The 12,473-nt window shown below is 65.1% G+C and carries 11 protein-coding genes and 1 other RNA gene; 8 read left to right on the top strand and 4 right to left on the bottom strand.

The window, feature by feature from the left end; translation table 11 throughout:
• Positions 1–65 precede the first annotated feature (65 nt).
• From ACTRWB_RS12910 to ACTRWB_RS12900, 3 genes are all read left to right on the top strand, one after another.
• A complete protein-coding gene (locus ACTRWB_RS12910; protein WP_446902126.1) occupies positions 66–1,172 on the top strand; it encodes a substrate-binding domain-containing protein in 1,107 nt (368 codons plus the stop codon).
• Positions 1,173–1,273: 101 nt separating this feature from the next.
• The gene (locus ACTRWB_RS12905) at positions 1,274–1,543 is read left to right on the top strand and encodes a hypothetical protein (RefSeq protein ID WP_193099450.1); all 270 of its coding nucleotides are present in this window, start codon (positions 1,274–1,276) and stop codon (positions 1,541–1,543) included.
• A 371-nt stretch (positions 1,544–1,914) separates the two neighbouring features.
• Positions 1,915–2,268: a DUF4148 domain-containing protein gene (locus ACTRWB_RS12900; protein ID WP_446902125.1), complete on the top strand. Its 354-nt coding sequence runs from the start codon at positions 1,915–1,917 to the stop codon at positions 2,266–2,268.
• Positions 2,269–2,540: 272 nt separating this feature from the next.
• Here the strand turns inward: ACTRWB_RS12900 and ssrA are convergent.
• The 4 genes from ssrA to ompA form a co-directional block, all read right to left on the bottom strand.
• Positions 2,541–2,910, bottom strand: a transfer-messenger RNA (tmRNA) gene (ssrA, locus tag ACTRWB_RS12895).
• Between the two features lie 17 nt (positions 2,911–2,927).
• Positions 2,928–3,644 (bottom strand): phosphoglycolate phosphatase, encoded by a 717-nt coding sequence (gene gph / locus ACTRWB_RS12890; protein WP_446902124.1) that lies wholly within the window; start codon positions 3,642–3,644, stop codon positions 2,928–2,930.
• Between the two features lie 13 nt (positions 3,645–3,657).
• Positions 3,658–4,356, bottom strand: a complete 699-nt coding sequence (gene ubiG, locus ACTRWB_RS12885; protein ID WP_006486844.1) for a bifunctional 2-polyprenyl-6-hydroxyphenol methylase/3-demethylubiquinol 3-O-methyltransferase UbiG — start codon at positions 4,354–4,356, stop codon at positions 3,658–3,660.
• Between the two features lie 154 nt (positions 4,357–4,510).
• Entirely contained in the window at positions 4,511–5,182 is a 672-nt protein-coding gene (ompA, locus tag ACTRWB_RS12880) for an outer membrane protein OmpA (RefSeq protein ID WP_412022258.1), read from the bottom strand.
• Positions 5,183–5,716: 534 nt separating this feature from the next.
• Between ompA and gyrA the strand changes: the two genes are divergently transcribed.
• From gyrA to ACTRWB_RS12855, 5 genes are all read left to right on the top strand, one after another.
• Positions 5,717–8,320, top strand: a complete 2,604-nt coding sequence (gyrA, locus tag ACTRWB_RS12875; RefSeq protein ID WP_129514003.1) for a DNA gyrase subunit A — start codon at positions 5,717–5,719, stop codon at positions 8,318–8,320.
• An 83-nt stretch (positions 8,321–8,403) separates the two neighbouring features.
• Positions 8,404–9,003: a DUF2059 domain-containing protein gene (locus ACTRWB_RS12870; protein ID WP_048249730.1), complete on the top strand. Its 600-nt coding sequence runs from the start codon at positions 8,404–8,406 to the stop codon at positions 9,001–9,003.
• A 156-nt stretch (positions 9,004–9,159) separates the two neighbouring features.
• A complete protein-coding gene (gene serC / locus ACTRWB_RS12865; RefSeq protein WP_048249631.1) occupies positions 9,160–10,242 on the top strand; it encodes a 3-phosphoserine/phosphohydroxythreonine transaminase in 1,083 nt (360 codons plus the stop codon).
• A gap of 33 nt (positions 10,243–10,275) precedes the next feature.
• Positions 10,276–11,358 (top strand): prephenate dehydratase, encoded by a 1,083-nt coding sequence (gene pheA / locus ACTRWB_RS12860; RefSeq protein ID WP_446902123.1) that lies wholly within the window; start codon positions 10,276–10,278, stop codon positions 11,356–11,358.
• Between the two features lie 186 nt (positions 11,359–11,544).
• Complete coding sequence (locus ACTRWB_RS12855) at positions 11,545–12,471, top strand: prephenate dehydrogenase (protein ID WP_446902122.1); 927 nt, start codon at positions 11,545–11,547, stop codon at positions 12,469–12,471.
• Positions 12,472–12,473 lie beyond the last annotated feature (2 nt).

Raw genomic sequence — 12,473 nt, 5'->3', positions numbered from 1 at the left:
TGATTGATTTCGACCAACGATAAGCGGAAGATTTCGCGGTCGCAATAGGAAATCGGAGTGCATAATTGATTCGAATCGAATGCGACGCGTATCTGACCGTACGCGACACGAACGGTCGCACTGCCAGCCTGTCGGACGTCGCGCCATTGCTGGAGCTCGTGGCCGACACGGGCAGCATTGCGCAGGCCGCCCAGGCGAAAGGGCTGTCCTACCGGCACGCGTGGGGCATGTTGCGCGCGCTGGAAGCGTGCATTGGCGGGGAGTTGATCGAAACCGCGCGGGGCAAGGGGTCGACGCTGTCGGCGCTCGGCCAGGCCGTCGTCGATGCGCAGCGCCTCGCGCGCAGCCGGCTCGACGGGAACCTGCGGATGCTGGCGGCCGAAGTGGCCAGCGACCTGAGTCGGCGGCTCGCGCAGCGCGACGGCGCCGTCCGCATTCACGCGTCGCATGGCTATGCCGTCGCGACGCTCGTATCCGCGCTCGTCGATGCGCAGGCGGCCGTCGACATCAAGTATCGCGAGAGTGTCGAGGCCGTGCAGGCGCTTGCACGCGGCGAATGCGACCTGGCCGGTTTCCATCTGCCGCGCGGGGCGTTTCGCGCGCAGTGCGCGCAGATCTACCGGCCGTGGCTCGACGACACGCGCCACGTGCTGATTCACCTGACGCGCCGCCAGCAGGGGCTGTTCGTGCCGCGCGGCAACCCGAAGCAGGTCCGCGGGCTCGCGGATCTCGCGCGCAATGACATCCGCTTCGTCAACCGGCAACCCGGCTCAGGCACGCGCATGCTGCTGGATCTCGCGCTGCGCGCGATCGGCATCGATCCCGAGCGCATCGACGGTTACGCGTCGGCCGAACTCACGCATTCGGCGATCGCCGCATTTGTCGCGAGCGGGATGGCCGATCTCGGCTTCGGCGTCGAGCCGGCCGCCCATCATTTCGGGCTCGACTTCATCCCGGTCGTCGACGAGGACTATTACTTCGCGTGCGAACGCGTGCGGCTCGATGCGCGGCCGCTCGCCGGCGTGCTGGCGCTGATGCGCGATGCTCGCTTCGTCGAGCGCGTCGCGCATCTCGACGGTTACGATCCGGCCGCGTGCGGGACGCTGACGAGCATCGCGACGGGGCTGGCCGGCGACGACGGCACGAGCGCGCCGGACGGCAATTCCCGGTAACGGGGACGCGATCGGACCGCGCTGCAGCAGCGGGGGATTTGCGCTACGCTTGCCGCTTGATCAACGTTCCAACAAGCACGCCGTTCAGGCGTCATCCCGCCATGAAATTTTCCGTTCCCCTCGCCGCGGCAGCGTTGACCGCGGGGCTGCTGGTCATTGCTTCACCGTTTGCGCTCGCGCAGAATTCCCCGGGGGTGCCCGGCGGCATCCTGAACGACCAGTTTCGCCTGAACGAGCATCCGCAAATGCCGTTCGCGGCGTCGGCGCCGTCGCAGAAATACCAGGGCAGCAAGAAGTCGGCGTTGCGTCGCAAAGGTGACCTGGGCGACCCGAACGGCTGCAACCTGAAGTGCCCGATGGATAGCCAGTAACGCGCGGACAGGCGCGTCCGTACCGTGGTCGTGGGGCCCCAGTTCGACTGGCAGGCACGCAACCCACGCACCGGGTTGGCCGCCTGAACTGCGACTGCACGAATCCCGTACGATTCCGTTCGAGCCCCGCGAAGCGTCGCCGCTTCGCGGGGCTCGTGCTTTTCGGCGAAGCTCAATGTGACGCGATGCCGGGCGAAGCTGGGGATCGCACATCTCGGCCCGGTGGGTAATCTAGGGTTAACCCTGAAATCAGGAAGGATGTCTTCCAGAAACCTGCCTTATTCTTAAGCATTCACCTACATAAACTTCGGGTTGTCAGCGATGAACAAGGTGTTCACCGCGAACACAGACAAATCTGGAGGTAGGTCATCATGAAGTCGCTCGTTCAAGCTGTTGTCGTTGCCGCCGCTCTCGTTGCCCCGGTCGTGTCGTTTGCGCAGTCGGGCTCGACGATCACCCGCGCGCAGGTCCGCGCCGAACTGGTCCAGCTCCAGCAGGCCGGATACAACTCCGCCCGCGGCGAAGATCCGCACTATCCGGAAGCGATCCAGGCTGCAACGGCGCGTGTTGCGGAGCAGCAGCGCAGTGCGCTGGCGCAAGCGCAAGGTGCCGATGCCAGCGGGTACGGTGCGCAGGCACAGGGCGCATCGGCATCGGGTTTGCGTGCAATGGGCGTGCGCCCGGCCACCGCTGAAGAAATGAAGTCGCTGTACCGCGGCAGCTAAGCCACGTGTTGCCCGGTGTGCATGAGCGCCGGGGGCGAATGATGCGTCGCCCCTCAGGCTGCGGCACCCGGGTTGGCCGTTGCCCGGCGCGACCGATGATTGCGCGGGCGCGGCACAGCATCCGTCACCTCCTGCCGTCGGAACATCGACGGCATTCCGCCCGGCCCGCCTGTGGCTGGGCGCTTTTTCGGACGGCGAGGGGGCGTTTTTGTCGGCAACAAAAAACCCCGCAGACTTGCGTCATACGGGGTTCGTGCGACAAGCGCAGAATTTGGTGGAGGCGGCGGGAATCGAACCCGCGTCCAGAAGCGCTCTACGACTAGTTCTACATGTTTAGTTCAGTCATTTGATTTAACCGCAGCGACGCGGACGAACACGCTGCACTTCGGCGATTCGCTAGATTTTCGACCCTGGCGTCGCGACGCCGACAGGGCTTAACTGACGTAAATGACCTCTGGCGGTATTGCTACCGGTCTTGCGACACTAGCCCGTCAGTGAACTAGGCAGAGGACGGCGGCCCTTAGGCTGCCAGTGCGAACGTATCGTCGTTTGCAGTTACGATTTTCCCATTGATTAACGAGGTGACGGGTCCTCGACATGCCCTAGCCGCTTCACAACCCCTGTCGAAACCAGGTCGCCCCCGCGGATAAGATCAAACATTATAGCCCAACATCGCGTAGCAGATCGCGCAGTTCCTGCGTCGTGTCGACGAGATGCTGGGCCTGCCAGTCGGATGGCGCGGCGCCGTCGCCGCAGTAGCCGTACGCGGCCGCGACCGTCGCCATGCCGGCAGCGCTGCCGGCCTGAATGTCGCGCAGGTCGTCGCCGACGTAGACGATGCGTGCAGGCGCGAGCGTCAGCTGGTCGGCTGCATGCAGCAACGGGGCCGGGTGGGGTTTCGGGTGCGGCGTTGTGTCGCCCCCGACGACGCACGCGGCGCGCGGCGTGAGACCGAGCAGATCGACGAGCGGTGCCGTGAGCCGCATCGCCTTGTTCGTGACGATGCCCCAGCGCACGCCGCGCGCATCGAGTTCGTCGAGCACGTCGCCGATGCCGGGGAACAGCGCCGTGTGCACGCACAGATCCGTCGCGTAGTTGGTCAGGAACTCGTCGCGCATCGCTTCGTAGCCGGGCGCTTGCGGATCGATGCCGAATGCGCCGCCGAGCAGGCCGCGCGCGCCGGCCGAGGCCAGCGGTCGAAGCACGTCGAGCGACGTTTCGGGCAGGCCACGGACGCGCTGCATCTTGTTGACGGCGGCCGCGAGATCGGGCGCCGTGTCGGCGAGCGTGCCGTCCAGGTCGAACAGCACGGCATCGCAGTGCAGCAGGCGCGGTTCGTCGAGTGCGGCCCGCGCGGTCGAAAGGGGAGTCGTCATGCCGGTCGGAGGGTCACGCGCCGCGGCGGCACGCGACGAGGTAGTTGATGTCGGTGTCGTTCGACAGCGCGAAGCGCTTGCCGATCGGGTGATACGTGATGCCCTTGATCTCCACGATGTGCAGATCCGTCGCACGCACGAAGCCGGCCAGTTCCGACGGGCGGATGAAGCGCGCGTAGTCGTGCGTGCCCTTCGGCAGCATTTGCGCGATGTACTCCGCGCCGATCACGGCGAACAGGTAGGACTTCAGGTTGCGGTTCAGCGTCGAGAAGAACACCCAGCCACCGGGCTTCACGAGCGTCGCGCACGCGGCGACGACATCGCCGGGCGACGGCACGTGCTCGAGCATCTCCATGCACGTGACGACATCGTAGGTGCCCGGTTCGCGGGCAGCGATCGCTTCGGCGGCGATGGCCTCGTAGTCGACCGAGATGCCGCTTTCGAGGCTGTGCAGGTCGGCCACGCCGAGCGCTTCGGTCGACAGGTCGATGCCTTTCACCTGTGCGCCGAGTCCGGCCATCGATTCGGACAGGATACCGCCGCCGCAGCCGATGTCGAGTGCGCGCTTGCCGGCCAGGTGCGCATGCGCGTCGATCCAGCCGAGCCGGACCGGGTTCAGGTCGTGCAGCGGCTTGAATTCGGCATTCGGATCCCACCACCGATGGGCGAGGTCGCTGAATTTCTGGAGTTCGTGGGGATCGGCGTTGGTCATGTCGGCAAACGGGCTACGGAAGGAGGGCGGTGCTTCGGTTCGTCAGCCCCGAGTATATAAGAAGCGGACGAGCGGAGAGGCGGCGAGCACCCGGACGGGCATCAACGAAAAAGCCCCGCCGGAGCGGGGCTTTGAAACGGTCGAAAACCGCGGCTTAGTTTGCCGGAACGGTCGTCGTCGTCGTTTGCTGCGTACCAACCACTTCGACTTCCACGCGGCGGTCCGGTGCGAGGCAGGCGATCAGCTGCTTGCGGTTCTTCTGGTTGCAGCCAGTCGTAACCGGGTTGCGCTTGCCCTTGCCTTCCGTGTAGATCTTGTTGGCCGGCACACCCTTGCTGACCAGGTACGACTTCACGGCTTGTGCACGGCGCAGCGACAGACGGTCGTTGTACTTGTCCGAACCGATGCGGTCCGTGTAGCCCGTTGCGACGACCACTTCCGTGTTCATGCCTTCGATCTTCGAAGCCAGTTCGTCCAGCTTCTGCTTGCCCAGCGGCTTGAGCGTTGCCTTGTCGAAGTCGAACAGTGCGTCAGCTTGATACGTGATCTTCTGGCTCGTGATGGCCGGCGGAGCGACCGGAGCGACCGGCGGCTGCGGTGCCTGGGCGACCAGTGCGCCATCGCACTTCGCGTTGGCGGTGGCCGGCGTCCAGAATGCATCGCGCCAGCAGAGCTCGTTCGTGCCGTTCATCCACACCCATTCGCCCGTGCCGTTCACCCAGTTGTCATTGACGGCTTGACGCGACGCCGGCACCGACTGTGCCGAAGCGGATGCAGCCATAACTGCGGTAGCTGCAATGAACGCGAGCTTTGAAAGTTTATTCATATTTCTCCTCTCGAAATTGAGATTACCGCAGGTTTACTGCGAGCCTGTTGACGGTGACAAGTCATACATTGCTCGAAGTATAACATTGGTGCGGCACAAAAATGCGGCACCGCTCTGTGTAGACTTTAGACTTCGAGCAGCGTCTAACCCTCAGTGCGTTGGCATTTTGCCATATCGTTCCCTTCCTACGAAAAAAAATCCTCCCCACCCTAAGATCGCCTCAACGTTTGTGGTGCATGCGCAACACCGGCCTGCCGTAACTTTCAGGGATTGTCAAGAGTGTGTCCGAGAAATTGCGCGGATGAACGTATCTGTTTACTCGTGCGCGTGAAACAGGCGTGACGAAATCGCCTGCGACGTCGAGTCGCAGGCGATTTCGGTCGGCTCGCCGCCGCCGCAATTTTCGCTATTTATATATAGAGGGGGAGGCGAATTGGCGGCTGATGGGCGCATGTTAGAATCTCGCGTTGCGTTGCGCATGCAGCGCCCACGCGAAAGGCGTTCGCCGTCTTCGCTCCGAAACGATACGGATACATGGATCAATTCGCCAAAGAGACCCTGCCCACCTCCCTAGAGGAGGAAATGCGCCGTTCGTATCTCGATTACGCGATGAGCGTGATCGTCGGACGTGCCCTTCCGGATGTCCGCGATGGCCTGAAGCCCGTGCACCGGCGCGTGTTGTTCGCGATGCACGAACTGAACAACGACTGGAACCGCGCGTACAAGAAATCGGCGCGTATCGTCGGTGACGTGATCGGTAAGTACCACCCTCACGGCGATACCGCGGTGTACGACACGATCGTGCGGATGGCGCAGGACTTCTCGCTGCGCTACATGCTGATCGACGGGCAAGGCAACTTCGGCTCGATCGACGGCGACAACGCCGCGGCGATGCGTTACACCGAAATTCGCATGGCGAAGATCGGTCACGAACTGCTCGCCGACATCGACAAGGAAACGGTCGATTTCGAGCCGAACTACGACGGCAACGAAACGCAGCCGTCGGTCCTGCCGTCGCGCATCCCGAACCTGCTGATCAACGGCTCGTCGGGCATTGCGGTCGGCATGGCGACCAACATCCCGCCGCACAACCTGAACGAAGTCGTCGACGCGTGTCAGCACCTGCTGGGCAACCCGGAAGCGACGATCGACGAGCTGATCGAGATCATCCCGGCGCCGGACTTCCCGACGGCCGGCATCATCTACGGCGTCGCCGGCGTGCGCGACGGCTACCGCACCGGGCGCGGCCGCGTCGTGATGCGCGCGGCCACGCACTTCGAGGAGATCGACCGCGGCCAGCGGATGGCGATCATCGTCGACGAGCTGCCGTACCAGGTGAACAAACGCTCGCTGCTCGAGCGGATCGCCGAGCTCGTCAACGAGAAGAAGCTCGAAGGCATCTCCGACATCCGGGACGAGTCCGACAAGAGCGGCATGCGTGTCGTGATCGAACTCAAGCGCGGCGAAGTGCCGGAAGTGGTGCTGAACAACCTGTACAAGGCGACCCAGCTCCAGGACACGTTCGGCATGAACATGGTCGCGCTCGTCGACGGCCAGCCGAAGCTGCTGAACCTGAAGGAAATCCTGCAGTGCTTCCTGTCGCATCGACGCGAAGTGCTGACGCGCCGCACGATCTACGAACTGCGCAAGGCCCGCGAACGCGGCCACGTGCTCGAGGGTCTCGCGGTCGCGCTCGCGAACATCGACGAGTTCATCGCGATCATCAAGGCCGCGCCGACGCCGCCGATCGCGAAGCAGGAGTTGATGGCGAAGCCGTGGGATTCGTCGCTCGTGCGCGACATGCTGACGCGCGCCGAAGCCGAGAATGCATCGGCGGGCGGCCGCTCCGCGTATCGTCCGGAAGGCCTGAACCCCGCGTTCGGGATGCAGAACGACGGGCTGTACCGTCTGTCCGAGACGCAGGCCCAGGAAATCCTGCAGATGCGTCTGCAGCGCCTGACCGGTCTCGAGCAGGACAAGATCATCGGCGAATACCGCGAAGTGATGGCACAGATCGCCGACCTGCTGGACATCCTCGCGCGCCCCGAGCGGATCACGACGATGATCGGCGAGGAGCTGACCTCGGTGAAGGCCGAATTCGGCGATGCGCGCCGCTCGAAGATCGAGCTGAACGCGACCGAACTGAACACCGAGGATCTGATCACGCCGCAGGACATGGTCGTCACGATGTCGCATGCGGGCTACGTGAAGTCGCAGCCGCTGTCCGAGTACCGCGCGCAGAAGCGCGGCGGTCGCGGCAAGCAGGCGACGCAGATGAAGGAAGACGACTGGATCGAGACGCTGTTCATCGCGAACACGCACGACTACATCCTGTGCTTCTCGAACCGCGGCCGCGTGTACTGGGTCAAGGTCTATGAAGTGCCGCAGGGCTCGCGCAACTCGCGTGGCCGCCCGATCGTCAACATGTTCCCGCTGCAGGATGGCGAGAAGATCAACGTGGTGCTGCCGGTCAAGGAATTCTCGGCCGACAAGTTCATCTTCATGGCGACGTCGCTCGGCACCGTGAAGAAGACGCCGCTCGAGGCATTCAGCCGTCCGATGAAGAAGGGCATCATCGCGGTCGGTCTCGACGACGGCGACTTCCTGATCGGCGCGTCGATCACCGATGGCGCACACGACGTGATGCTGTTCTCCGACGCCGGCAAGGCCGTGCGCTTCGACGAGAACGACGTGCGTCCGATGGGGCGCGAGGCGCGCGGCGTGCGCGGCATGCAGCTCGAGGACGGGCAGCAGGTCATCGCGATGCTGGTTGCCGGCAGCGAGGAGCAGACCGTGCTCACCGCGACCGAGAACGGCTTCGGCAAGCGTACGCCGATCACCGAATACACGCGTCACGGCCGCGGCACGAAGGGTATGATCGCGATCCAGACGTCCGAGCGCAACGGCAAGGTCGTGGCTGCAACGCTCGTCGACGCCGAGGATCAGATCATGCTGATCACGACGGCCGGCGTGTTGATTCGCACCCGCGTATCCGAGATCCGCGAGATGGGGCGTGCCACGCAAGGTGTTACACTCATCAGTCTCGATGAGGGTACCAAGCTCTCTGGCCTGCAGCAGATCGCGGAGGCCGAAGAGGGCGATGGCGAGGCCGACGAGGCGTCGGACGGCGAAGCCTGAAGAACGGATGAGACTCTGGCCGCCGCGGGCGCAAAGCGCCGCGGCCGGCGAGCAACCATTCATATTTCCAAAAGGGAGTGATGATGCAAAAGCAATTCAAGCAACTGGTTCTGCTGGCTGCACTGGTGCCGACGTTCGCGATGGCGCAAGCGCTGTCGAATTCCGCACCGGCGCCCGCCGCGGCAGCTGCGCCGATCGACGCCGACAAGAAGGCTGCGATCAAGGATCTGCTCGACGCGATCGACGCGCCGAAGCTCGTGTCGGCAATCGGCAACAGCGCCGAAATGCAGGCCAAGCAACTCGTGCCGGCGATCCTGTCGGACGCGCTGTCGGAAAACAAGACGATGAACGACAAGCAGAAGCAAGCTGCCGTTCCGACGCTGCAGAAGAATGCAGTGCCGAAGCTGGTTGACGGCGCAGGCAAGGTGTTCGGTACGCAGCAATTCCAGAACGACGCGATGTCGGCTCAGTACGACGCGTATGCGAAGTACTACAGCACGTCGGAGATCAAGGATCTGACGACGTTCTACAAGAGCCCGACGGGCCGCAAGTTCATCCAGGTTCAGGATCAGGTCGGTCGCGACGTGGTCAACGGCCTGATGCAGAAGTACATGCCGCAAGCGATCCAGGCGACGCGCACGCAGGCTGACAAGGAAGTTGCAGCAGTCAAGCCGGGCAAGTAAGCCGTCCGGGCACGCACCCGGCCATTCGGCCGGGTTTGGCGGGAGCCTGACGACAGTGCGATAATGGCCGTTTGCGCGCGAGCGCAAGCGGCCATTTCCATTCTGGCGCGGTTCTGCCGGCGGCAAGCCGGTCGCGTCCCTCCCGAGGTTTTCACGATGCGCGTCTTTAATTTCTCCGCCGGCCCCGCGGCGATGCCCGAGGAAGTGTTGCGGCAGGCCGCCGACGAAATGCTCGACTGGCACGGCAGCGGCATGAGCGTGATGGAGATGAGCCATCGCGGCAAGGAGTTCATGTCGATCCACGAGGCCGCGCTGACCGACCTGCGCGACCTGCTCGGCGTGCCGGCAAGCCACCGGATCCTGTTCCTGCAGGGCGGCGGTATCGCGGAAAACGCGATCGTGCCGATGAACCTGCTCGGGTCGCGCAAGACCGCCGACTTCGTCGTGACGGGCTCGTGGTCGCAGAAATCGTTCGGCGAGGCGAAGAAATACGGTACACCGCATCTCGCCGCGACCGGCAAGACGGAAGACGGCTTCACGCGTGCGCCCGCGCGCGCCGAATGGCAGCTGTCGGACGATCCGGCCTACGTGCATCTGTGCACCAACGAGACGATCGACGGCGTCGAGACGTTCGAGATCCCCGATCTCGGCGACGTGCCGCTGGTCGCGGACGTCTCGTCGCACATCCTGTCGCGCCCGATGGACGTCGCGAAATACGGCGTGCTGTTCGGCGGCGCGCAGAAGAACATCGGGATGGCCGGCGTGACGGTCGTGATCGTGCGCGAGGATCTTCTCGATCGCGCGCAGTCGATCTGCCCGTCCGCGTTCGAATGGAAGACCATCGCCGCGAACAACTCGCTGTACAACACGCCGCCCACCTACGCGATCTACATCGCGGGCCTCGTGTTCCAGTGGCTGAAGCGGCAGGGCGGCCTCGAAGCGATCGAGGCCCGCAATATCGAGAAGGCGAAGCTGCTCTACGACACGATCGATGCGAGCGGCTTCTATCTGAACAAGGTCGAGCCGGCAGCACGTTCACGGATGAACGTGCCGTTTTTCCTGGCCGACGAAACGCGCAATGAAGACTTCCTTGCCGGCGCAAAGGCGCGCGGGCTGCTGCAGCTGAAGGGCCACAAGTCCGTCGGTGGCATGCGGGCGTCGATCTACAACGCGGTGCCGCTCGAGGGCGTGAAAGCGCTCGTCGAGTACATGAAGGACTTCGAGCAGCGCGGCGCCTGACGGCGACGCTGCTCAAACAGCACGGCAAAACGCATGGACGACGAACTGAATTCCCGCCTGAAACCGCTGCGCGATCGCATCGACGCGATCGACGCGCAGCTGATCGCGCTCCTGAACCAGCGCGCCGCGGTGGCGCTGGAGGTGGGCGAGGTCAAGAAGCATTTCAACGCGCCGGTGTTCCGGCCGGAGCGCGAGCTGCAGGTGATCGCGCGGCTGCAGGACATGAGCGCCGGGCCGCTCGCGAGCGAGCACATCAGCGCGATCTGGCGCGAGATCATGGCCGCGAGTCGCGCGCTCGAGCAGACGATCCACGTCGCGTTCCTCGGGCCGGTCGGCACGTACAGCGAGCAGGCGATGCTCGAGTATTTCGGCCAGTCGATCGAAGGGCTGCCGTGCCCGTCGATCGACGAGGTGTTCCGCTCGGTCGAGGCCGGCGCATCCGCGTTCGGCATCGCGCCGGTCGAGAATTCGACCGAAGGGGCCGTGTCGCGCACGCTCGACCTGCTGCTGCAGACGCAACTGCTGATCAGCGGCGAACTCGCGCTGCCCATCCATCACAACCTGCTCACGCAAAGCGGCACGCTCGACGGCGTGAAGCGCGTCTGCGCGCATGCGCAGGCACTTGCGCAATGCCAGCAGTGGCTCGCGGCGAATGCGCCGCAGCTCGAGCGGCAGGCCGTGGCGAGCAACGCGGAGGCTGCGCGTCTCGCGGCGGCCGATCCGAGCGTCGCGGCGATCGCGGGCGACCGCGCGGCCGCGCACTACGGCTTGCAGATCGCGTTCTCGCTGATCCAGGACGATCCGCACAACCGCACGCGTTTCGTGATCATCGGCAAGCAGCCGGCCGGGCAAAGCGGTCACGACCAGACGTCGCTGATCGTGTCGGTGAAGAACGAGCCGGGCGCCGTATTCAAGCTGCTCGAACCGCTTGCGCGGCACGGCGTGTCGATGACGCGCTTCGAGTCGCGTCCGGCGCGCGTCGGCACGTGGGAGTACTACTTCTACATCGACATCGAAGGGCACCGGGACGATGCGGCGGTCGCGGCCGCGCTCGCGGAGCTCGGCCAGAAGGCCGCGTTCCTGAAGATACTCGGCTCGTATCCGAGCGCACGCTGATGCGTGACGGCCCGTCGCCTGCATGCGCAGGCGTCGCGGTCGGGCGGGCAGGGCAGGCCGGTCGGCGCTGCCGAAGGCGGGTTCGGGCAGCACCCGGTGCAGGTTGCGCCGGGCGCGGGCCCGTTGCCCGGAATCTGGAATTCCGTGTGCGGGGCGTCGTTCCGCGCGCGTAACTTGGCTCTTGTCGTGTCAGGCTTTGCATTCAACAAACTGGTCATTTTCGGCGTCGGCCTGATCGGCGGATCGCTGGCTCGCGCGCTGCGCGAGCGCGCGCCGGGCGGCGCGGGCGAGATCGTCGGCGTGGGCCGCTCACGCTCATCGGTCGAGCGCGCGCTGTCGCTCGCCGTGATCGACCGCGCGGCGGCGCTCGACGACGACGCGCAGTTGCGCGACGCGCTTGCCGGCGCCGATCTCGTGCTGCTGGCCGCGCCTGTCGCCCAGACGGGGCCGCTGCTCGCGCGCATCGCGCCGTGGCTCGCCGATGCGACGATCGTCACCGATGCGGGCAGCACCAAGTCCGATGTCGTCGCGGCCGCGCGCGAAGCGCTCGGCGCGCGGATCGCGCAGTTCGTGCCGGGGCACCCGATCGCCGGTCGCGAGTCGAGCGGCGTCGAAGCCGCGTTGCCCGACCTGTACGTCGGCCGCAACGTCGTGCTGTGCCCGCTGCCGGAGAACGCGCCCGAATCGGTCGCGCGAATCGACGCGATGTGGCGCGCGACCGGCGCCGACGTGCGCACGATGAGCACCGAACAGCACGATCGCGTGTTTGCGTCGATCAGCCATCTGCCGCACGTGCTGTCGTTTGCGCTCGTCGAGCAGATCCTCGGCGAGGCGGACGCGGAACTGAAATTCTCGTACGCGGCGGGCGGCTTCCGCGATTTCACGCGCATCGCCGCGTCGAGCCCGGAGATGTGGCGCGACGTGTGCGTCGCGAACCGCGCGGCGCTGCTCGACGAACTCGACGGCTACACGCGCGTGCTCACGCGGCTGCGCGCGGCGATCGAAGCCGGCGACGGCGCGGCGCTCGAAGCCGTGTTCACGCGCTCGCGCGCCGCGCGCAAGGCATGGCAGGAGCGCGGCGGCAAGCCCGCTGCCGAACCGGACAAGAAATAACA

Source organism: Burkholderia sp. YIM B11467, from assembly GCF_052952715.1.
The sequence above is the reverse complement of the archived record's forward strand: the minus strand, read 5'-3'. Positions and strand labels throughout refer to the sequence as shown.